Annotated in this window: 20 protein-coding genes; 11 read left to right on the top strand and 9 right to left on the bottom strand. The window is 70.7% G+C overall.

Features of this window, described 5'->3' with window-relative positions:
* Positions 1-8: 8 nt before the first annotated feature.
* The 5 genes from P2Q00_RS05790 to P2Q00_RS05770 are packed head-to-tail and all read left to right on the top strand — an operon-like array spanning position 9 to position 4,534.
* Positions 9-728 (top strand): YciI family protein, encoded by a 720-nt coding sequence (locus tag P2Q00_RS05790; RefSeq protein ID WP_275770219.1) that lies wholly within the window; start codon positions 9-11, stop codon positions 726-728.
* A complete protein-coding gene (locus tag P2Q00_RS05785) occupies positions 728-1,066 on the top strand; it encodes a YciI family protein (protein WP_275770217.1) in 339 nt (112 codons plus the stop codon). Before P2Q00_RS05790 ends, P2Q00_RS05785 begins: the two co-directional genes overlap by 1 nt.
* Entirely contained in the window at positions 1,063-2,319 is a 1,257-nt protein-coding gene (locus P2Q00_RS05780; protein WP_275770215.1) for an RNA polymerase sigma factor, read from the top strand. Before P2Q00_RS05785 ends, P2Q00_RS05780 begins: the two co-directional genes overlap by 4 nt.
* Positions 2,320-2,364: 45 nt before the next feature.
* Positions 2,365-3,819: an MFS transporter gene (locus P2Q00_RS05775; RefSeq protein ID WP_275770214.1), complete on the top strand. Its 1,455-nt coding sequence runs from the start codon at positions 2,365-2,367 to the stop codon at positions 3,817-3,819.
* Positions 3,820-3,850: 31 nt separating this feature from the next.
* The gene (locus tag P2Q00_RS05770) at positions 3,851-4,534 is read left to right on the top strand and encodes a ribonuclease FAU-1 family protein (protein ID WP_275770213.1); all 684 of its coding nucleotides are present in this window, start codon (positions 3,851-3,853) and stop codon (positions 4,532-4,534) included.
* 84 nt (positions 4,535-4,618) lie between these two features.
* Here the strand turns inward: P2Q00_RS05770 and P2Q00_RS05765 are convergent, their stop codons facing one another.
* The 8 genes from P2Q00_RS05765 to P2Q00_RS05730 all read right to left on the bottom strand — a co-directional run bounded on the left by P2Q00_RS05765 (position 4,619) and on the right by P2Q00_RS05730 (position 12,342).
* Positions 4,619-5,386 (bottom strand): SDR family NAD(P)-dependent oxidoreductase, encoded by a 768-nt coding sequence (locus P2Q00_RS05765; RefSeq protein WP_275770211.1) that lies wholly within the window; start codon positions 5,384-5,386, stop codon positions 4,619-4,621.
* 39 nt (positions 5,387-5,425) lie between these two features.
* The gene (locus P2Q00_RS05760) at positions 5,426-6,415 is read right to left on the bottom strand and encodes a LysR family transcriptional regulator (RefSeq protein ID WP_275770208.1); all 990 of its coding nucleotides are present in this window, start codon (positions 6,413-6,415) and stop codon (positions 5,426-5,428) included.
* 152 nt (positions 6,416-6,567) lie between these two features.
* The gene (locus P2Q00_RS05755; protein ID WP_275770206.1) at positions 6,568-7,524 is read right to left on the bottom strand and encodes a fumarylacetoacetate hydrolase family protein; all 957 of its coding nucleotides are present in this window, start codon (positions 7,522-7,524) and stop codon (positions 6,568-6,570) included.
* Positions 7,525-7,527: 3 nt separating this feature from the next.
* A complete protein-coding gene (locus P2Q00_RS05750; RefSeq protein ID WP_275770204.1) occupies positions 7,528-8,898 on the bottom strand; it encodes an FAD-binding oxidoreductase in 1,371 nt (456 codons plus the stop codon).
* Positions 8,899-8,906: 8 nt separating this feature from the next.
* Positions 8,907-9,884 carry a cyclase family protein gene (locus tag P2Q00_RS05745; RefSeq protein WP_275770202.1) on the bottom strand — a complete coding sequence of 326 codons (978 nt, stop codon included), beginning with the start codon at positions 9,882-9,884 and terminating at the stop codon, positions 8,907-8,909.
* Complete coding sequence (locus P2Q00_RS05740; protein ID WP_275770199.1) at positions 9,881-10,885, bottom strand: amidohydrolase family protein; 1,005 nt, start codon at positions 10,883-10,885, stop codon at positions 9,881-9,883. Before P2Q00_RS05740 ends, P2Q00_RS05745 begins: the two co-directional genes overlap by 4 nt.
* Complete coding sequence (locus tag P2Q00_RS05735; RefSeq protein WP_275770197.1) at positions 10,882-12,006, bottom strand: FAD-dependent monooxygenase; 1,125 nt, start codon at positions 12,004-12,006, stop codon at positions 10,882-10,884. Before P2Q00_RS05735 ends, P2Q00_RS05740 begins: the two co-directional genes overlap by 4 nt.
* A gap of 30 nt (positions 12,007-12,036) precedes the next feature.
* On the bottom strand, positions 12,037-12,342 hold the full coding sequence (locus P2Q00_RS05730) for an antibiotic biosynthesis monooxygenase family protein (RefSeq protein ID WP_275770195.1): 306 nt from the start codon (positions 12,340-12,342) through the stop codon (positions 12,037-12,039).
* Between the two features lie 245 nt (positions 12,343-12,587).
* Between P2Q00_RS05730 and P2Q00_RS05725 the strand changes: the two genes are divergently transcribed.
* From P2Q00_RS05725 to P2Q00_RS05705, 5 genes are all read left to right on the top strand, one after another.
* Positions 12,588-13,553, top strand: a complete 966-nt coding sequence (locus P2Q00_RS05725) for a fumarylacetoacetate hydrolase family protein (protein WP_275770193.1) — start codon at positions 12,588-12,590, stop codon at positions 13,551-13,553.
* Positions 13,550-14,485, top strand: a complete 936-nt coding sequence (locus P2Q00_RS05720) for a VOC family protein (RefSeq protein WP_275770191.1) — start codon at positions 13,550-13,552, stop codon at positions 14,483-14,485. Before P2Q00_RS05725 ends, P2Q00_RS05720 begins: the two co-directional genes overlap by 4 nt.
* Positions 14,486-14,512: 27 nt before the next feature.
* Positions 14,513-15,814, top strand: a complete 1,302-nt coding sequence (hisD, locus tag P2Q00_RS05715; RefSeq protein WP_275770189.1) for a histidinol dehydrogenase — start codon at positions 14,513-14,515, stop codon at positions 15,812-15,814.
* Positions 15,811-16,581, top strand: coding sequence for an SDR family NAD(P)-dependent oxidoreductase (locus P2Q00_RS05710; protein ID WP_275770188.1), 771 nt, complete (start codon positions 15,811-15,813; stop codon positions 16,579-16,581). The genes hisD and P2Q00_RS05710 overlap by 4 nt, the downstream gene beginning before the upstream one ends.
* A gap of 312 nt (positions 16,582-16,893) precedes the next feature.
* Positions 16,894-18,795, top strand: coding sequence for a hypothetical protein (locus P2Q00_RS05705; RefSeq protein ID WP_275770187.1), 1,902 nt, complete (start codon positions 16,894-16,896; stop codon positions 18,793-18,795).
* A 2-nt stretch (positions 18,796-18,797) separates the two neighbouring features.
* Here the strand turns inward: P2Q00_RS05705 and P2Q00_RS05700 are convergent, their stop codons facing one another.
* Complete coding sequence (locus tag P2Q00_RS05700; protein ID WP_275770185.1) at positions 18,798-19,205, bottom strand: nuclear transport factor 2 family protein; 408 nt, start codon at positions 19,203-19,205, stop codon at positions 18,798-18,800.
* A 104-nt stretch (positions 19,206-19,309) separates the two neighbouring features.
* On the opposite strand from P2Q00_RS05700, the gene P2Q00_RS05695 reads away from it, so the two are divergent.
* The gene (locus P2Q00_RS05695) at positions 19,310-20,035 is read left to right on the top strand and encodes a class I SAM-dependent methyltransferase (protein ID WP_275770183.1); all 726 of its coding nucleotides are present in this window, start codon (positions 19,310-19,312) and stop codon (positions 20,033-20,035) included.
* The last annotated feature ends 7 nt before the right edge of the window (positions 20,036-20,042 follow it).

Here is a 20,042-nt window from a genome sequence, read left to right as displayed (position 1 = left end):
GAGGACCCATGAAGTACATGCTGCTCGTCTGCGGCGACGACACCAACGACGCCTCGGGCATGGCACCCGTCGAACCCTGGGTGGAGGAGCTCGGCGACCGCAACGTACGGCTGCACGGCCACCGCCTCGCCCTGCCCTCCGAAGCGGTCACCGTGCGGGTGCGCGGCGGCGAGGTGCTGCGCACCGACGGCCCCTTCGCGGAGACCAAGGAGTACGTCGCCGGATACGACATCCTGGAGTGCGACAGCCTGGAGGAGGCCGTCGAGGCCGCCGCCAGGCACCCCGTGGCGACCATCGGGGCCATGGAGGTACGGCCCTTCTGGCCCATGTGGGAGGCGGAGGACCCCGAGACGGCGATCCGCGACCTCGACGCCGAACTGACCGAAGCGCTCCGGGAACGGGACCTCGACCGCGTACTGGCCTGTTACGCACCCGACGCGGAGGTCTTCCACCTGGCCGACGGCCACGAACGCCAGGGCCTGGACGCGCACCGCAAGGCCTTGCAGGACCTGCTCACGGCCGGCCCCGTCGTCCGCGAGGTGCTGGACCTGCGGGTGCACGTCGACGAGAGCATCGGATTCGCCCATGCGCTCGTCCGCCTGACGGACACCCGGCTCACCCGGACACTGCGCGTCACCACCGGCTACCGCGACATCGGTCTGCGCCGGCTGATCACCCACGAGCACGCCGTGTCCCTGAAGGACCTCAGGGACATGAAGGAGGCGTGATGAAGTACGCCCTGCTGTTCTGCTCCCCGGTCGGAGGCGAGGAGCAGAGCCCGGCGGAGCACGCCGCCGACCCACGTTTCGCCGCGTACTTCGAAGAGGTACGAGCGGGCCGGGTCACCGGCGGCGCACGCCTGCGGCCCTCCGCCGACGCCACCACCGTGCGGGTCCGCGGCGACGAAGTCCTGCTCAGCGACGGCCCGTTCGCGGAGACCAAGGAGTATCTCGCCGGGATCGCCTTCATCGACGTCGCCGACCTCGACGAGGCCATCGCGCTCGCCGCCAGGCATCCGGCCGCAGCCGACGGCGGATCGGTCGAGGTGCGGCCGGTCTGGGAGTGAACGTGCCCGATGTCGAGGAGGCCGTCGCGGCCGCGTTCCGTGAGGAGTGGGGCCAGGTCGTGGCCACCCTGATCCGGGTGACCGGTGACTGGGACCTCGCCGAGGAGTGTGCGCAGGACGCCTTCGCCCAGGCCCTGGACCGCTGGCGGCGCGACGGTGTGCCGCGCCGCCCCGGGGCCTGGCTGACCACGACCGCCCGCAACCGCGCCCTCGACGTGCTGCGCCGGGAGGCGGTGGGGGCGGCGAAACTGCGGGAGGCGGCAGTGCTGGCGCGGGACGAGGGACCGTACGACCCGGAGTACGACGGCGACGACAGCGGCGTCCAGGACGACCGGCTGCGGCTGATCTTCACCTGCTGCCATCCCGCGCTGCCCATCGAGGCGAGGGTCGCCCTGACCCTGCGCACCCTCGCGGGACTGGCCACACCGGAGATCGCCCGCGCCTTCCTCGTGCCCGAGGCGACCATGGCGCAGCGTCTGGTGCGGGCCAAGAAGAAGATCCGCAACGCCGGCATCCCGTACCGGGTACCGCCCGCGCACCTCCTGCCCGAACGCACCACCGGCGTACTCGGCGTGCTCTACCTTCTGTTCAATGAGGGGTACGCCGCCACGTCCGGCGCCGACCTCGTGCGCACCGACCTGTGCGCGGAGGCGATCCGGCTGGCCCGTCTCCTGGCCCGGCTCATGCCCGACGAGCCCGAGGCGCTCGGCCTGCTCGCCCTCCTGCTGCTGCACGACGCCCGCAGGCACACGCGCGTGGACGCGGCCGGAGATCTGGTGACCCTGGAGGACCAGGACCGCGGCGCCTGGGACCGCACCGAGATCGACGAGGGCGCCGAACTGCTGGAGACCGCGCTGCGCCGCGGCAGCCCCGGCCCGTACCAGATCCAGGCCGCCATCGCCGCCTGCCACACCACGGCCGCCACCGCCGAGGACACCGACTGGGCCGACATCGCCGCGCTGTACGGCGAGTTGGCGCGGTTCGTGCCCTCCGCCGTGGTCCGCCTCAACCGCGCGGTCGCCGTCGGCATGTCCGAGAGCCCCGACGCAGGACTCGCCCTGGTCGCGGAACTGGAGGCCGAAGGCGACCTGGACGGCTACCACCTGCTGCCGGCGACCCGCGCAGACCTGCTGCGCCGCAGCGGCCGTACGAACGAGGCGGCCGCGGCGTACGAGCGGGCGCTGCAGCTGGTGGAGAACGACGCCGAGCGGAGGTTTCTGCAGAAGCGGCTCGCGGAGTGTCGATCCGCGTAAGGGCCGTTCGTCGGTGGGGTGACACAACCCCCTGGGAGGCCGACCATGATCGCCGACAACGCCCGCCGCCGGTACGCCCTCGCGCTGCTCTGCGTCGCCGGATTCATGGTGATCCTCGACGCGCAGATCGTCCTGCTCGCCCTGCCGTCGATCACCCGCGGCCTCGGCCTGTCCGCGGACGGCGCGCAATGGGTGATGAGCGCCTATCTGCTCAGCTTCGGCGGGCTGCTGCTTCTCGGCGGCCGGACGGCCGACCTGCTGGGCCGCCTCCGCGTCTTCATGTCCGGAACGCTGCTGTTCGGACTGTCCTCCCTGGTGTGCGGATGCGCCTGGAGCCCCGGAGTGCTCATTGCGGCACGCGCCGTCCAGGGCCTGTCGGCCGCCGTCATGGCGCCCAGCGCCCTCTCCCTCCTGGTGAACACCTTCGAGGAGGGCCACGAACGCAACAAGGCCCTCGCCGTCTGGTCCGGCAGCGGCGGCTTCGGCGCCACCGCCGCCCTCCTGATCGGCGGACCGCTCACCGACATCCTCGGCTGGCAGTGGGTCTTCTTCCTCAACGTCCCCGTCGCCCTGCTCCTGCTGGCCCTGAGCCCCCTGCTGCTGCACGAGAGCCGCACCGAGGCACGCTCCCGCGCCTACGACCCGGCCGGCGCACTCACCGTCACCGCCGCGCTCGTCGTCTGCGTGTACGCCGTCGTCGAGGCGCCCCGCGCCGGATGGCTGTCGGCGCGCACGACCGGCCTGTTGGCCGCGGCCGTACTGCTCGCCCTGGTCTTCATCCGCATCGAGGCCCGGTCCGGGGCACCCCTCGTACCGCTGCGCCTGCTGCGGGCGCGGACGGTGAGCGGCGCCAACCTGGTCGTGTTCCTGCTCGGGGCCTGCGCCTTCGGGATGTCGTACACCCTGTCCCAGTACGGGCAGGGCGTCCTCGGCTACTCGCCGCTGCGGTTCGGCCTCGCCAATGTGGTGATGCCGGTCGGCGCCGTCGTCGGCTCCTACGCGGGGCAGGCCCTGGTCACCCGCATCGGCGCCCGTCCGGTCGCGGTCGGTGGGCTCGCCCTGGTCGGCACGGGCAGTCTGCTGCTGTCCGGTGTGCCGGTGGACGGCGGCTTCGTCGGCGACCTGCTGCCCGGACTGCTGCTCTTCGGACCGGGCCTCGGCGCCTGCGCGGTGGCCGGCTCCATCGCCGCGCTGACCGGCGTGGGGGAGCGGGAGTCCGGGGTGGCCTCCGGGATCAACACCGCGGCCTTCCAGATCGGCGGCGCCTTCGGGGTTGCCGTCGTCACCTCCGTCGCCCTCTCCCACAGCGGCGGCCCGGAACGCCTCGCGGCCTTGACCGCGGGTTACCGGGCCGCGTTCACGGCATGTGTCGTGCTCGCGGCGGCCGGGCTGGCCTGCGCCCTGGCGCTGCTCCGACGGCCACGGCCACTGCTGCCGCGGGGTCGGACCATTGAGCAGGCGCGTGCCGATGCATCGGTGGCCGGGGAACCCCGGCGGTGACGCGGGACGTTATTGCGCCCGGAGGTGCTGCATGCGGAGGTTCCGGCAGGGCGAGACCGCGGTGCGACGCGATCTGTTCCGCGACAGGGTATGGAGTGCTCATGCACTCCGGGTCGTCGCGGACGGCCCGGAAGCGCTCGTCCTCGGCTGCTGGCCGGGCACGCAGATGTTCGCTCCGACGACCTGGATCGACTGGCTGCAGACGGGCGACGAGACCGCGAGATCCCGGGCGATACCACAACTGGCTTGCGGACACTGGCAGTTGGGCAGCTGGTCGTGGCGGAGCACGGCCCATCTGCAGTGGGTCCCACCGGAGGCCTGGTTCAGCGTGCATGCTTTCTACGAGCCGACCGACGGTCACCGACTCACCCACTGGTACGTCAACTTCCAGCAGCCGATGCGCCGCACCGCCATCGGCTTCGACACCTTCGACCTCCTCCTGGACCTGGTGATCGAACCGGACCTGTCCCGGTGGACCTGGAAGGACGAGGACGAGTACGCCCACGGCCGCCGGCTGGGTGTTGTGAGCGAGGCCGATCACCGGGCGGTCCAGATGGCCCGCGAGGAAGCGACGGCGATGATCGTAGAGGGGACGGGGCCCTTCGCCTCTGACGCGGGCTGGCGGAACTGGCGCTCAGAGCCCCACTGGCCGTCCCCTTCGCTGCCCACCGACACCTTGACGCTCGGGCTTCCCAGACCGAGCGGGTCGGGCTGACTACCCTGCGGTTGGGGAGCGCACTGAAGGGGCGCGGGGAACTGCGCGACAAGCCCCCACCGGCCCGCAGGCGGATCCGGTGCCTCAGGCGTCAAGTGCGTTCGTGATCGCCTTCACCCCGCCGTGCGCCGCATACCCCCCGTCTACGGTGATCTCCGCGCCGTTGACGTACGACGCCTCGTCGGACAGCAGATAGACCACCAGCGGAGCCACCTCGTCGACGGTGCCGCCGCGGCCCTGGGGCGTCATCGAGACGTGCGCCCGGACGAACACCGGGTTCGCGGAGGCCATCAGCGAGGTCTCGATGTAACCGGGGTGGATCACATTCGTGCGGATGCCGCGCGGCGCCAACTCCAGCGCCGCCACCTTCGACAGACCCCGCAGCGCCCACTTGCTCGCCGTGTACGCCACCGCGTGATGGGCCGTAAGGCCCGCCACCGAACCGACGTTGACGATGGCGGAGCCGGCCGGCATCAGCGGCGCCAGGGCCTGGATGCCCAGCAGGGCGCCGGTCGTGTTCACCGCGAACGCCCGGTTCCAGTCGGCGAGTTCGACCTCGCCCAGGCGCGCCCGCATCGGAATGCCCGCGTTGTTGACCAACCCGTGCACGACCTCAAGATCCCCGGCCAGTGACACCCAGTCGTCCGGCGACGACACATCCAGGTGCCGGTAGGTGACGTCGAGGCCGTCGGCGCGCAGGGATGCGGCCAGCTTCTCGCCCGTCTCGTCCACGACGTCGGTCGCGATCACCGTCGCGCCCTCCTGGGCGGCGGCCGTCGCCTCCGCGGCTCCCTGGCCCTGTGCGGCCCCGGTGACGACGACGGTGCGGCCCGCCAGACGCGTACGGCTCACGGCTCCTCCAAGCTGGGTGCGGGAAGTCTCCCGTCCACGCTAGGAAGCCGCGGTCAGCTCCGGAAACGCGTGTTCGTCATGGCAGGCATCCGCGGCCGCGATCTCGTCGGTGGTGGCCGACGGCGCGTCCAGCGAGGCCCCGACCCTGCGCACCGTCTCGCGCAGCCACCGGTGGGCGGGGTCGGAGTGCCGGTTGTGGTGCCAGTACATGGCCTCCACCAGCGGTACGTCCGGGAACGGCGTCGGTACGACGGCACAGTGCGCGAAGCCCTCGTAGCGCCGTGCGAGCCGTTCGGGCACCATGGCCACCAGGTCCGTGCCGCTGACCAGAAACGGAAGCACCGTGAAGCCGGGGGTGCTGACCTGCACCTTCGGCGTGATGCCGAGGGTTTCGAGCTGGCGCTCGGCGGGCGTGTGGCTCTTGCCGAGGGCACAGGAGGCGTGCGGCATCTCGGCCAGGTCGCGCAGGCCGAGCCGCCCGTCCAGCAGGCGCGGGTTGTCCCGGTCGACCAGACACACGAACCGGTCGTGCATCACGGCCTCGCTGACCCCCGGCAGTTGGTAGCCGAGCGGCACGATCATCAGGTCGTGGCAGCGCAGGTGCGTCTCGTTCTCCAGCTGCCCGTCCACGATCGGGTGGAAGTCGATACGGACCCCCGGCGCCTCCTCCGCGATCACCCGCAGCAGCGGTTCCACGAGCATCGTCATCACGTAGTCGGACATGACCACGGAGAAGCGCTGCCGGCTGCGGTGCGGGTCGAAGTGCCGGGTCAGCGACAGTGCCTCCTCCGCCTTGTGCAGCGAGGCCTGCACGACCGGAAGCAGCCGCTCCGCCAGCGGTGTCAGCTCGTACTCCCGGCCGACCCGCACCAGCAGCTCGTCGTTGAAGTGCCGGCGCAGCCGGGCCAGCGAGCCGCTCATCGCGGACTGGCTGGTGGACAGCCGTACGCCCGCATGCGTGACGTTCTTCTCCTCCAGGAGGGCTTCCAACGCCACCAGAAGATTCAGGTCGATGGCTCCGAGACCCATGTGTGTTCCCTTCCGGCTGCATCCTTGAAGCTCGGTGAGTTCGGAGCGTAACCATGGGTCTGTCGCCGAGGAAGAGCCTCGGGGACAACTCACAGGGATCCGATAGCAGCCATCGGATCCCTGGATGTGTGCAGGTCAGGAGGGCGGTTCCGCTACGGCCGCGGAGTGCGCCCCCGTTTGCGTGCCCGCGGAAGGTAGACGTCCGTGCGTCCGGGCACGACCCGGTTGGACAGGCTGCCGAGGCCCTCCACGCTGAGCGTGACCTCGTCGCCCGGTGACAGCGGAGGCGGCGTACGCTCCCCGAGCCGGCCCCAGAACTCCGCCAGTGCCCCCCAGCCGCAGGTGCCCGAGCCGAGGATGTCCCCGGGTCGCACCCAGGTGTCCCGGGCCGCGTAGGCGACCATCTCCTCGAAGGTCCACGAGCAGTTCGCAAGGGTGTCGCGGCCGATGAGTTCGCCGTTGAGGGTGACCGTCATCTCCAGGTCGAGGAAGCCGTCCGCGTCCCGCCGGTCCGCCACCTCGTCCGCGGTGACCAGGTAGGGGCCGAGGGTGTTGGCGAAGTCCTTGCCCTTGGAGAAGCCGAGCCCGAGGTTCTTCTCCGGCTTCTGCAGGTCGCGCGCCGACCAGTCGTTGAAGACCAGGTAGCCGACGATGTGCTCGCGTGCCTGCCCGGGCGTGAGGTCCCGGCCGGCGCGCCCGATCACGGCACCCACCTCCAGCTCGAAGTCGAGCACCGAGCAGCCCGCCGGGACGGGGACATCGTCGTGGGCGCCGTAGGCCGCGTGGGGGTTGGTGAAGTAGAAGTTGGGCGCCCGGTACCACTCCTCGGGCACGTGCTCCAGCCCGTCCAGGGACTTGGACACCCCCTCGATGTGGGCCTCGAAGCCGACGAAGTCACGGATGGAGGGCGGCTTCAGCGGCGGCAGCAGCCGTACCTGATCCACCGTCAGATCGCTGGGGTGCTGGAGTGCTTCGACGCCGGCGGCGTACAGGACATCCCGCTCGATCAGCGCCAGGACGGTGACCCCCTCGGGCAGCGGATGGATCACCCCGTCCCGCACCACCCCGGCGCGCTCCTCGCCCTCGTACTCGTATGTCGCGAAACGCATGCCTCACTGCTCCCAGTGGTTGGTGTTGGTCACGGCCCCCGCGCTCAGATGGCCCGCGAACAGGCCCTTGGGGTCGCGGGCGGCGCGGATCTCCTGCAGCCGCCGCCACTGCTCCTCGCCCATGAACCTCAGCTGCCGCACGCTGAAGTCGGAGTCCCCGAGGTACTGCCCGGCGGTCACGGGCTGCATCGCCGCCATCGCGTCGTCCAGCCAGACCCGCAGCTCCGCGTCGCGCCCGGGCTCGTCGTGGACGACGTAGATGGCGGAGTAGATCTCCGACTGCAACGAGAAGGCCATGTCGGGCAGTTCGCGCAGCGGCGCCATGGAGAACCAGATGGTGAAGGTCTGCCGGGTGGGGTGCTCGGTGAACGCCTTGCGGATGGCCGGCACCACCTCCGACGCCGGCCCGGTCAGCCAGGCGTTGTCGACGAGATAACGGTGGCCCTCGGGGTTGGCGGTGCGCTGGCCCGCCAACTGCTCGGCGAGCGTGGTGGGTTGGGCCTCGATACGGAAGAGGGCCCGGTCCGCGTACGGGTTGGCGTGCAGCGGGGCCAGCGCCTCGGCGGCCTGCTCCGGGGTGTCGGTCATCGAGACGCCCGTGACCAGCACCACCGGTTCGTCGAGGCCGGGCGGTGTCTGTGTGAGGGCGACGATCTCCACCAGGTCGGAGACCGTGTGGTGCATGCCGTGCAGCCAGGTCATGACCTCGTCGAAGAGGTCGAGCGGGTAGGCGTGCACCGTGTGCCCCAGATGCCGGGGCAGCGGACGGGTGCGCAGATGGAAGCGGGTGACGATGCCGAAGAAGCCGGGGCCCGCGCCGCGCGCCGCCCAGAACAGGTCGCTGTGCTGCGTCTCGTCCGCCCGCACCAGCTCGCCCTCGGCGGTGACCACGTCGATCGCCACGATGTTCTCCGCCGCCCAGCCCCAGCCGCGCGCATTCCAGCCCTGCCCGCCCTGGAGCAGGAACCCGCCGATCCCGACGGACGGGCAGTGCCCGCCGTTGAAGAAGCGGCCGAACTCGCCCAGATACGGGTTGAGTTCGTCGCCGCCCTTGACGCTGGGCGTCGCGCTCACAAGCCCGGTCGCCGGGTCGTACGCCATCTCGCGGAAGTCCCCGAGGTCGATCAGCAGCGCATTGGCGCGCACCGACCAGGCGGCCCAGCTGTGCCCGCCGGAGCGGACGGCGACCTGCCAGCCGCGCTCCAGGGCCAGCCGTACGCCTTCGACGACGTCGTGTTCCGTCCGCACTTTGAGTACGGCGGCCGGTGAACGGTCCGACGGGCGGCGGGCGTTGAAGACGCGCCCGAAGCAGGCGTCCTCGAAGTCCTCGTCGCCGGGGAGGTGGAGGGTGCCGGAGAAACGGTTGGTATTCAAGGGCGTACTCACTTGATCGCGATCGGATTGACAGGGGCGCCCACCGCGCCGGTGACCGGCAGGGGCGCCGCCACCAGCAGGAACTCATACACGCCGTCGGCCGCGCAGTCCTCCGCCAGTGCCTCCAGGTCCCACATCTCGCCCAGCGGGAGACCCATGTTGGGGATGGCGATCTGGTGCAGCGGGGACATCGCGGGCTCGGCGAACTCGTACGGACGTACTTCCAGGCCCCAGGTGTCGGAGGCGATCGCCCCGATCTCTGTACGGTGCAGCCAGCCCAGCGAGGTGAAGGACAGCCCCGGCGCGTCACCGGCCGCATACGTGCCCCATGCGCCCAGCCGCCGCACCCGGCCGATCTGTCCGGTCCGCACCAGGACGAGGTCGCCGCGCCGGACGCTCGATGTCGCCCCCTGCGCCTCGACGGTGGCGCGCAGATGCTCCTCCAGGATGGGGAATCCGTCCGGGAGTTCACCGAATTCGTCGCCGACCGCCCGGCCGATGTCGAGGAGCACACCCCGCCCGGTGAAGGCGTCCCGCATGTGCTCGATGCCGGTGACCGAGTCGCCGTCGCCGTTCACGATGGTGCACGGACGGCCGTTCCAGGCCTGCTTGTTGTCGTAGATGTGGCCCAGGCCGTCCCACTGGGTGGAGGCCTGCAGCGGCATCACGATGTGGTCGTCCGCGCCGCCGAAGCCGTGCGGGAAGCCCTGGGTGCCCGCGGCCGCGTCGGAGCCGGTGTCCTTCATGTAGTGGACCGGATTGATCCGGCCGCGGAACCCGCGCTGCGGGCCGTCCTCGTTGAACTCCAGTGAGAGGGAGAAGGACCGGCCCCGCCGGACCAGTCCGGCCGCGTGGGCGCGTATCGCGTCGTCGATGAAGTTGAGCGTGCCCAGCACGTCGTCCTCACCCCAGCGGCCCCAATTCCGGTACGCGGCACGGGCTTTGGCGAGCTCTTCCTCGATCGGGCCGAGGGGTGCGGAGGTCATCGGGTACGTCCTTTCAGCAGCAGGTCCAGGGCGTTGCCCCCGGCGACGGCGGCACGGTGGGCCGGGGCGAGCCCGGCGGCGTCCAGCCGGGCCAGCGGGTCGTCGACGCCCATGTCGAAGGGGTGGTCCGTGCCGAGCACGACCCGGTCGGCGCCCACCTCCTCGACCAGATGGCGCAGCGCGCGCGGGGTGTACACGAGCGCGTCGAACCACATGCGCCGCAGATAGCTGCTGGGCGGCTCGGCGCAGCCGCGGGCGTCCTCGCGCACCCGCCAGGCATGGTCGGAGCGCCCGATATAGGTCGGCAGATAGCCGCCGCCGTGCGCGGCCACCAGCTTCAGGCGCGGATAGCGGTCGAGCACCCCGGTGAAGATCAGATGGGAGAGCGCGACGGTCGTCTCGACCGGCTGCCCGACCGTGTTGCCGAGGTAGTGGGTCGCCAGCCGCTCGCCGAGCGAGCAGCCCCACGGGTGGACGAAGACGACCGCGCCCAACTCCTCGGCCTGCTGCCACACTTCGTCGTGCGCCGGGTCGGCCAGCTCCCGCCCGTCGACGGTCGTCGACACGCTGATCCCGTACAGGCCGTACTCGGTGACGGCCTTGTCCAGCAGGGCCACCGCAAGGTCGGGATGCTGGAGCGGGACCGTGCCCAGTCCGTACAGCCGCTCGGGTGCGCGGGCGCAGTGCGCGGCCACCGCCTGGTTGACGGTGCGGGCGAGGCGGACGGCGAGGTCCGGGTCTGCCCAGTAGTGGTGCATCGGCATCGGACCGACCACCTGGACGTCGACCCCCATCGCGTCGAGGGCGGCGAGGCGCTCGGTGACGTCGGTCAACTTCCCTTCGAGCCCTTGGAGTTGGGCCCGGTTGGCGGCCAGCGACGCGGGGGAGTGGGCGCGCTGTTCGGCCGCCAGCTCGGCGGCGAGGCCCGGCGCGCCGGCCACCAGGGCGTCGGCGGCGGGGATGGCCAGATGGCCGTGGAAGTCGACGACCGGCGTGCTCATGCCGCCGCCGTCAGCGACTGAAGCGTCTCCGACATGATGCGGGCCGGGTCGGCGCCGGGCGTGCCCGGGTTGATCTCCCACGCGGCCAGCTGCAGCGAGTTCGCCAGCACCATCCGCACCCGCGGCAGCCGCCGGGACATGAAGTGGTCGAGGGCCTTTTCCAACGGCTCGTCGCCGGTGACCAGTTCGGCCAACAGCACCGCGTCCTCCATGCACATGGCGGCGCCCTGCGCGATCAGCGGCGGACAGGCGTGCGCCGCGTCGCCGATGACCATCGTGCGGCCGCGGTGCCAGTCCTCGTCGACCAGGACCGCCTCGATCCACCGGTAGTCGACCGCCGTGTCGTCCGGCAGCGAAGCGATGACCTTCCCCCAGGTGCCGCCGTAACCGGCGCCCCGCTCGCGCATCAGCGCCAGCGGGGCGCGCGGGCCGATCAGCGAGGCGTCGAGGTTCTCGTCGAGGAGGTAGGCGTAGCACTGGCTGGCGGAGATGGGGCTGTAGCCGGCCTTGAAGCGGGGGCCGCCGTAGTAGACCTCCGCACAGTCCATCTCGGCGGGACGCTCCGCGACCACCCGGAAGATCGACATGCCGACCGGTCGCGGCCGCTGAGTGATGCCGATGAGCCCTCGCATCGCCGAGTTGATGCCGTCGGCGCCGACCACGAGGTCGTAGCGGCCGGTCGAACCATCGGTGAACGTCACGTCCACCTGCTCGGAGGACTGGTCGAGCCGCTCGACGGTCAGCCCGAGCCGGACCTGCACCCCGTGCGCGTACACCGCGTCGCACAGCGCGTTCTGCAGGTCCGAGCGCAGCGCGCCCGCCGTGGACGGCAGGTCCGGCCCGCCGGTGTGCGGGGTGGACAACTCCGTGATCAGACCGCCGTCGGCCCTGCGCAGCCGCATGACGTCGAACGGCACCGCCCTGGCCAGCACCCGCTCCAGCACGCCCACCGAGCGCAGCGCCTTGAGCGCGTTGCCCTGGACGGTGATGCCGTGGCCCACACCGAACCACTGGGGGGAGATCTCGACGAGGTCGACGTCGGTGCCGCGCTGGGCGAGCGCGAGGGACAGCACGCTTCCGGTGATGCCGCCGCCGACGACGAGCACCTTGTGTACGGGCATGGGCGATCCTTGCGAACGTAGAAGTGGGGGTCAGCGAGAGAAGCGCGCACCGAGCTCGTGATAGTGCTCGACGGCCGGCGGCTCGGCGAAGAACGGGCCGACCAGGGCCCGCCAGCGCCCGAAGCGCTCCGACTCGCGGAAGCCGACCGTGTACGCCTCGACCGACTCCCAGCCGACCAGCAGCAGGAAGGTCCGCGGCCGCTCCGCGCAGCGCAGCAGTTCGGCCCAGCGGAATCCGTCGGCCTCGGCGAGCACCTCCCGCGCCTTGCCGAAGACCTCCTGGAACTCCGCTTCCCGGCCGGCCTCGACGGTCAGCTCGGCATGCTCGACGACCACGTGTTTCTCCTTGGGACGGTAGTGCTCCGAGCCTGCGTGGGCGGTCGATGCAGGGTCAACGGATCGAGGCATCGGCAAGGGGGACGTCATCCATCCCGTACGGCGATGGAGGGCCGGCTCAGGGGTTAGGCCGGCCGGTGATGGCAGGCATCGCGAACGGCCATTTCCGCTGTCCCGCGCGGCTGCCTAGCGTCAGAGGCGAGCCCCGCATCCGTACTCCTTACTCCGTACGAGGAGAGCCGCCCGTGCCCGATCCACTGCCGACCCATGCCGGACCCTTCGCTCTCGGCACCTTCAGCGCCGACGCAGGCGCCTTTCCCGGCCTGGTCACCGGCGCCCGCGTGCGCGACCTGTCCGATCTGGCGCCCTCCGTGCGCGCGATCGTCGAGGACTGGGACGCCTTCTTCCCCCGTCTCGTCGAGCTGGCCCAGGACGCCGACGGCGGATGGCACGACCTGGCCGGCCTGCGCATCCTGGCCCCGATCGAGCCGGGCCAGATCCTGCAGAGCGGTGCCAACTACCGCAAGCACGTGGTCGATCTCGTCGCCGCCGAGAAGGAGAGCGTGCACGGCGCCACCCCCGAGGAGGCCCGCGCCGACGCCGAGCAGATGATGGATGAGCGGATACGGAACGGGGTGCCGTACGTCTTCCTCGGCTCGCCGCGCGCGATGTGCGGCCCCTACGACGACATCGAGCTCCCGGCGCTCGGCGAGCAGCACGACTGGGAGCTCGAACTCGCCCTGGTCATCGGCAGGTCGGGCAAGCACATCCCTGTCGAGGAAGCTCTCGACCATGTGGCGGCGTACACGATCTGCAACGACCTCACCACCCGCGACCGCCTCTACCGGCCCGACCTGAAGGCCATCGGCACCGACTGGTTCACCGCCAAGAACGCGGACACCTTCCTGCCGACCGGGCCCTTCCTCGTCCCGGCGGCCTTCGTCGGCGACCCGAACGACCTGCGGATCACCCTCCGCCACAACAGCGTCGTCCGCCAGGACGAGTCCACCAAGGACATGATCTTCGACATTCCGCGGCTCATCGCGTACGTCTCCACGACCACCACCCTGCACCCCGGCGACCTGCTGCTCACCGGCTCCCCGGCCGGCAACGGCGCGCACTGGGGCGTCTTCCTCAAGCCCGGGGACGTCGTGGAGTCGGAGATCACCGGCCTGGGCCACCAGCGCAACACCGTCAGGAGCCATGTATGAGCTTCCAGCCCATCACCCATCTGCGCCATGTCGACCTGGCCGTACCGGACTTCGACACCCAGCGCGCCTTCTACGGCAGCACCTGGGGCCTGACCGAGGTCGCAAGCGACAGCGGCATCGCGTTCTTCGCCGCCGAGGGCAGTCCCGAGCAGTACATCGTGCGGATCCGAAAAGACGAGCGGAAGCGGATGGACCTGGTGGCCTTCGGGGCCGTCTCACCGGCCTCGGTGGACGAGCTGGCGGTGCGGCTGGGCCGGGCGGGTGTCCAACTCGTCCATGAACCAAGGGTGTTGGACACTCCGGGCGGCGGATACGGACTGCGGTTCTTCGACCCGGAGGGGCGGGTCGTCGAGGTGTCGGCCGACGTGGCAACCCGCACCCACCGCAAGATCGAGAAGCGCGAGGCCATCCCCGTACGGCTCTCGCACTGCGTGGTCAACTCCCAGGACCCGGAGAGCCTGCGGGACTTCTACATCGAGCACCTCGGCTTCCGGCTCACCGACACCCTGTACTCCACGCACATGGGCGACCTCATGTACTTCCTGCGGTGCAGCCCCCTGCACCACTCCTTCGCCATCGCGCGCGGACCCCATGTCTCCCTGCACCACGCCTCGTTCGAGATGCGCGGCGTCGAGGAGTACATGCGCGGCACCGGGCGGGCGCTGCGGGCCGGGACCCGGCTCACCTGGGGGCCGGGACGCCACCTCGCGGGCGACAACACCTTCTCCTACTTCCACGACCCGCACGGCAACACCGTCGAGTACACCACCGAACTCGCCGTCCTCGAAGAGGACTTGTGGCACCCGGGCCGCCATGACGTCGACGACCCGATCACCCAGGACCAGTGGGGCACCGCCGACCCGATGAGCGAGTCGGTCGCCAAAGAGCAGTTCAACGACCCCGATGTGCTCTTCGAAGCGCCGCCCGTCTGAGCAACCACCCGCAGAAAGGCCGCAGTTGTGGCAGAGATCCTGAAACACGCCGTACCCAAGGCCGACGTCACCGCCGCCCTCGGCCAGGTCCGGGAGACCGTCGCCGGAGTCATCGCGGACATCCGCGAGCGCGGTGACGTGGCCGTGCGCACATACTCCGAGAAGTTCGACAAGTGGAGCCCCGACTCCTTCCGGCTGTCCGAGGAGGAGGTCGAGAAGATCGTCGCCTCGGTTCCGCAGCAGGTCATCGACGACATCCGTTTCGTGCAGGAGCAGGTGCGGACCTTCGCCCGCCATCAGCTGGACTCCCTGCGGGAGTTCGAGGTGGAGACGCTGCCGGGGGTGCGGCTCGGGCAGAAGCACATTCCGGTACAGGCCGCGGGCGCCTACATTCCCGGCGGCCGCTACCCGCTCACCGCCTCCGCCCACATGACCATCGTCACCGCCAAGGTCGCGGGCGTGCCGCGCGTGGTCGCCTCTACCCCGCCCATCCACGGCGAGATCCCCGCCGCCACCGTCGCCGCCATGCATCTGGCGGGCGCGGACGAGATCTGGCTGCTCGGCGGGGTCCAGGCGGTCGCCGCGATGGCCGTCGGCACGGACTCCATGCAGCCGGTGAACCTGATCGCCGGGCCCGGCAACGCCTACGTCGCCGAGGCCAAGCGGCAGCTCTTCGGCGAGATCGGCATCGACCTGTTCGCCGGCCCGACCGAGATCCTCGTGCTCGCCGACGAGCACGCCGACCCCTTCGTCTGCGCCGTCGACCTGCTTTCCCAGGCCGAGCACGGCCCGGACTCCCCGGCGGTCCTGATCACCACCTCCCGCGAGATCGCCGAGCAGACCATCGCCGAGGTCGAGCGGATCCTGCCCGGCATGCCCACCCGCGACTACGCGGGGCCTGCCTGGCGCGACCACGGCCAGGTGCACGTCGTCGATTCGATCGACGAACTGTACGAGCTGGCCGACGAGTTCGCCTTTGAACACGTGGAGGTGCTGACCGCGCAGCCGCGCCTGGCGCTGGAGCGCATGACCCAGTACGGCGCCCTGTTCCTGGGCGAGGGCACCTGCGTGTCGTTCGGCGACAAGGTCATCGGGACGAACCATGTGCTGCCCACCCGAGGTGCCGCGCGCTACACCGGCGGCCTGTGGGTGGGGAAGTACCTCAAGACGGTGACCTACCAGGAGGTCACCGACACCGACTCGCAGGCCATGCTCGGCCGGCTGTGCGGGCGCGCCTCCCGCGTCGAACTGTTCGAGGGCCACGCGCGCTCCGGCGACGTACGGGCCGCGAAGGCCGCCGGTGACGAGCTGCCGTGGAACACCGCATGACCCTGGACGGGCGTACGGCGCTCGTCACCGGCGGGGGAGGACCGCTGGGGCGGGCGTTCGCCCTGGCCCTGGCCGACGTGGGCGCCCGGGTGATCCTCGTCGGCCGCGGCGAACAGGCCCTCGCGGACGCATCGGCCCGGGTGGTCAAGGAGGGCGGCGAGGCCCGTACGGCGGTGTGCGACGTCTCCGACCCCGACTCCGTCGCGCGGCTGGCGGCCGAGCTGGCCGACGAGGAAGTGTCGTTGCTCGTCAACAACGCGGGCGTGGCGGGCCCGGTGCGCCCCCTCGTCGACGTCGAACCGGACGAGTGGGACGACGTGTTCGCCGTCAATGTCCGCGGCGTCTACCTGATGTGCCGTGCCTTTCTGCCGCCGATGATCGAGGCCGGCCGGGGCGACGTCGTCAACGTCGCCTCGGTCAGCGGCAAGCGCCCGCTGCTCAACCGCACCCCCTACACCGCCTCCAAGATGGCGCTGCTGGGGCTGACCCGGACGCTGGCCGGGGAGGTCGGCCCGCGGGGCGTCGCGGTCAACTCCCTTTCCCCGGGCCCGGTCCGGGGCCCGCGCATGGCCCGCAACTTCCGCCTGACCGCCGAACTGACCGGCTGCACGGTCGAGGAGGCCGAACGCGACTTCGCCTCTCGGGCCGCCCTCGGTCGGCTCGTCGAGGAGGACGAAGTGGCTCAGGCACTGGTGGCGATGCTCGCGATGCCGGGCCTGTGCGGGGCGGACATCGACCTGTCGGCAGGGATGATCGCACCGGCGTAGACGGACAGAGGACTGCGAACGGCGAGGTGGACGGCGGGACAGCCGCCCGCCTCGCCGTCCTGCATGCCGTGTCCTGCATGTCCGCAATCAAGGCCTGTGACCACTCTGTGTCATCGCCATGAACCAGGCCGCCCGATCCGAGGCATCGGGTTCCGGAATGCGTGTGTGAACCTCCTATTCCCTGTTCCCCAGGGCTGCTTCACTCCCTCGTGTGCACCTCAGGTGCCTTGGCCCGAGCCGTCGCCGCCGCGCATCGGACGGCCGGCTCGTCACACTCCGCAACGGCTCACCCTCTCCGTGGGAAGGCAAGCAATGACGCTGATCACCCGACGCTCCCTACTGATCGCCGGTACGGCGACCGCGGGAGCCCTGCTCGTCCCGGTCGGCTCCGCGACCGCCGCTCCGACCGCGTCCGGTACGCAGATCACCGTCGGCTCCGGTGAGACGTACACGCTCTCCGCGACCACCCGGGTGAGCCGGCTGACCATCGCGGACGGCGGCAAGATCGTCGCCCCGGACGGCTACAGCCTCTCCCTGACTGTCGACGGCGTGGAGACCGGCCAGCTGCTGACCGCGACCGGCGGCACCGCGACCCTCATCCAGGCGGGCACCTACCAGGGCGACGTCGTCCTCACGGTCGCCGCGGCGAACGAGGTGACGTACGAGACCCTCACCTTCCCCTTCCGGCAGGCGCTGTACGTCGACGGCGACGGAGTGGTGCGCGACAAGTCCGTCCTCGCGGCCGTGCTCGGCGGGAAGCTCACCGACAGCCTCGCCAGAAACGTGTCGATCACTTCGACCGGGGAGTGCTTCGACGGCGTGTACGTGAAGGACGCCACGTACACCCTCGACCGGCCCACCATCTCCCTGACGGGGAACGGCCGTTGCGACTTCGCCGGGTACGGCGCCGCGGTGGTCGGCGACGGCTCCTCCGCCAAGCTGGTCGTCGACGGCGCCCGCATCAGCAACAAGGGCGTGGTCCGCACGGGCGTCATCTCCAACGACGGCGCGAGCGTCGTCGTGAAGAACTCCCACGTCCGCTGCCGCAACGGTGTCCTGCCCTCCGACTACCAGGCCACCGTCGAGACCCCGTACATGGAGTCGGTGCCCTGGATGCTCGGCCTCGACGGCAATGTCCGCGCCACCAACCTCATCGGCAAGAACAGCACGTCCACGTACATCAACTCGACCGTGTTCTCGGAGACTTGGGGCGCCCTGTCGGTCGAGGGCGGCAGCGGCCTCAAACTGACCGCGATCAACAGCCACGTCGGCAACACCGGGGAGTACGGCTACGGCACCTATGCCATCGGCGACGCCACCGTCCGCATCCTCGGCTCCCGCTTCGACGTCGGCAGCTACGCCACCATCATCGCCGGCCCGGCCGCGGTCGTGCACTACGGCGACAGTACGAAGGACGCCGTCGCCGCACTCAACACCGAACTGGAACTCGGCCTGACCCAGGCCGAGTTGGCGTTGCTCCCCGCCCGCAACACGGTCGTGAACTCCGGCCACTTCGGCTATATGTTCTTCGGCGCCGGCACGCTCACTCTCGACGGCGGCACCGTCATCAACTCCGAGCGCGCGACCTTCCTCAACAAGGGCCAGCAGACCACGATCACCGTCGACGGCTCGAAAGGCGCCCGCCTCAACCCGCGCGACGGGATCATCCTGCAGATGATCGAGCTGGACGACCCGGGCCCGGTCAACGTCAACGGCAAGATGATGAACATCGGCGTCTACACCGAGCCGACCGGCGACCCCACGAAGGACTCCACCTTCGACACCACCGCCGTCCACACCGCCGACTCAGCCGCCACCTTCACCTCGATCGCGCTGCGGGGCGACTTCTACAACGGCATGCGCAAGGGCAAGAACATGGTCCTGGCCTTCGAGGACTCGACGGTGGAGGGCGTGATCTCGGCGACGAAGGCCAAGCACCGGGTCTCCAGCATCGACTCGTCGACCTTCTACGAGCTGGGCATCGTCACCAACACCGCCCAGGCCGCCGTCAACAACGGCGCCATGGTCAAGCTGAACAGCGGCTCGAAGTGGACGGTCACCGGCACCTCGTACGTGACCGCCCTCACCCTCGCCTCCGACGCCGCCGTGCGGGCGCCGCTCGGCAAGTCGGTGACGATGACCGTCGACGGTGCGACGACGGCCATCACTCCTGGCAAGAGCTACACGGGCGCCATCACCCTCACCGTCGCGTGACCTCAGGAGGCGGAGGCAGACCGTGCCTCCGCCTCCTTGGCGATGTCCTCGAACCGCGCCCCCATCGCCGCCGCCAGCGCCTGCGCACCCGACAACGGCCGCACCATGACCGTCAGTTCGTCGATCAGGCCGTCCTCGTCGACATGGATGAAGTCGCAGCCGCTCAGCTCGCGGTCGCCCACCCGTGCCGTGAACACCAGCGCGTGGTCACGGCCGTCGGCCCCGGCGAGCTCGCGCTCGTACCGGAAGTCCTCGAAGACCTGCGACACCGCGCGCAGGATCGCCGCGGTGATCGCCTTGCCGGGGTAGGGCTTGAACACCACCGGGCTGGTGAAGACGACGTCCTCCGCCAGCAGCGCCTCGACGGCGTCGAGATCACCGGCCTCGACCGCCTCGCGGAACGCGCGCATCGGATCACCTCATCGTGAGCTAGTGAACTAGTGGAATAGGTGCCGATGAGAATAATCAGGCTTGGAGGGCGTGTCCAGCGTCGCGTTCCCCTAAGCTGACGCTGATGTTCAGCCCCGAAGGTCCCAGTCTCCGCGAGCTCGCCGTCCAGGCGCTGTCGTCCGTCGAGCACGGCTACGACCTGCTCGCCCCGAAGTTCGACCACACCCCCTTCCGGACGCCCGGCCCGCTGCTCGACGCCGTCGCCTCGGCACTGGCGCGGACAGGTCCCTTCGACGCCGGACTCGACCTGTGCTGCGGCACCGGTGCGGGAGTCGACGTGCTGGCGCGGGTGTGCCGGCAGAGCGTCACCGGGGTCGACTTCAGCGCGGGCATGCTTGCCGTGGCCCAGCAGGGTGTACGGCCGGCGGGGCCGACGGTGTCCTGGGTCCAGGGAGACGCCCGCGCCCTCCCGTTCGCTTCCGGCGCCTTCGACCTGGTGGTGAGCTTCGGGGCGTTCGGGCACTTCCTGCCCGGGGAACTGCCGGGGCTGTTCGCCCAGGTCCACTCCGTGCTGCGGCCGGGCGGCCGCTTCGTCTTCCCGATCCTGGCCCCGCCCCGGCCCTCGTCCCCCGCCTTCTGGATGCTGCTCGGCTTCGACGCGGTCATGCGGGTGCGCAACGCCCTGTGGCGGCCGCCGTTCGTCATGTACTACCGGGCCTTCCGGCTCGGGGATGTGCGACGGGAGCTGGAGTGGGCCGGGTTCCGCGTGGGCCTTGAGGAGCTGCCGGAGTTCGGGCGGCGCAGCGACGGCAGCCCGCGCGTACGGATGGTTGTGGCCGTCCGCTCCTGACGAGGGC

It is taken from the genome of Streptomyces coacervatus (assembly GCF_029223485.1).
Taxonomy (GTDB): Bacteria; Actinomycetota; Actinomycetes; order Streptomycetales; family Streptomycetaceae; genus Streptomyces; species Streptomyces coacervatus.
This window is presented reverse-complemented; position numbering and strand designations above follow the sequence as displayed.